General features: G+C 44.5%; 2 protein-coding genes. One reads left to right on the top strand and one right to left on the bottom strand.

From position 1 onward, the window contains the following. Window positions 1-561, top strand: a 561-nt coding sequence (locus tag AB4496_RS23450) for a penicillin-binding transpeptidase domain-containing protein (protein WP_372132161.1), incomplete at its 5' end; no start/stop codon positions are given. Window positions 562-741: 180 nt separating this feature from the next. Here the strand turns inward: AB4496_RS23450 and AB4496_RS23445 are convergent. Next, on the bottom strand, window positions 742-1,197 hold a 456-nt coding region (locus AB4496_RS23445), incomplete at its 5' end, for a DNA-J related domain-containing protein (RefSeq protein ID WP_372132158.1).

Raw genomic sequence — 1,197 nt, 5'->3', positions numbered from 1 at the left:
TGGTATCAAGGTGACACCGTCCCTATTGGTATTGGTCAAGGGTATTGGACATCCACGCCAATGCAACTTGCCAAAGCAACCTCGGTACTAGTTAATCATGGGAAGGTAATGCCACCTCATATCTTGAGAGCTACCTTAGATCACGGTGAAGATTTTGATACGCAAAAACTGGTTGAACCTGAGCCGATGCTGTCGATCACTGAAGTACCAGACGAGATATGGGATGTACCTATTAATGCGATGCGACTCGTAAACCACGGCAGTCGAGGTAGCGGCAGACGTGCATTTAAAGGAACTGACTACACTAGCGGCGGTAAATCGGGAACAGCCCAAGTATTTGATCTTGCAAAAGATCAGGTCTACAACTCCAAGAAACTGGCTCGGCATTTACTCGACCACGCGCTTTACACGGCATTCGCACCTTACGAACACCCTGAATATGTTGCGACTGTGGTCATCGAGCACGGTAATGGTGGTTCCAAGGTCGGTGCTCCTTATATCCGTAAAGTACTCGACTATGCATTCGAACATAAGAGTGGAGAAAACAAAGATCACTCATAGCACAATAAATGAAGTTGTAACGACGCTTAATCTAGTAACAACGCATAGCCTAGTAACAATACAAGCATAATGACGACAAAGCCCCACTTGTGTCACTCACAACATGGGGCTTTCAATTTTATATAGGGCTTAAATTTCACTCTAAAGAGTCAATAAACAGCGCAGTAAGAGTTACGTCGATTATGAACTTCGTAATACATGCCACGCCTCACAAAGCGTCTGGAATTTTGCCGTATTGCCCTCGTCTCTATCGGGATGCCACCGCAACGCCAGCTGTCGCCAACGCTTTCTAATTTCCTTATGCGTTGCGTCTACAGGGAGATCAAATAACTTCAATGCACGGTTTTTATCTAAATTGAGCGTATCAGCGCCAACAAACTTTCTGTACCGAGTCCAAAACTCGTTCAGCAGCCTTTTGACTTCACCTTCATCCGCTTCATAGTTAGTCCAATTAGTGTAGTAGTCTCGAAGAGGGTCTTGGTGATCAATGCTGTGGCTATTTCCATGATAGCTTCCATTCATTAATTCAATATCCATTGCTTGAACTTGAAGCCAACCATCAGGGTGCAAGGTTTCTTGAAGCTGATACAGCGCATTCATAATGAGAAAGTTCTTTTTAAATAACTCCTTCTCGGG

It is taken from the genome of Vibrio sp. 10N.222.46.A1 (assembly GCF_041473595.1).
Classification (GTDB): Bacteria; Pseudomonadota; Gammaproteobacteria; order Enterobacterales; family Vibrionaceae; genus Vibrio; species Vibrio tasmaniensis_A.
The sequence above is the reverse complement of the archived record's forward strand: the minus strand, read 5'-3'. Positions and strand labels throughout refer to the sequence as shown.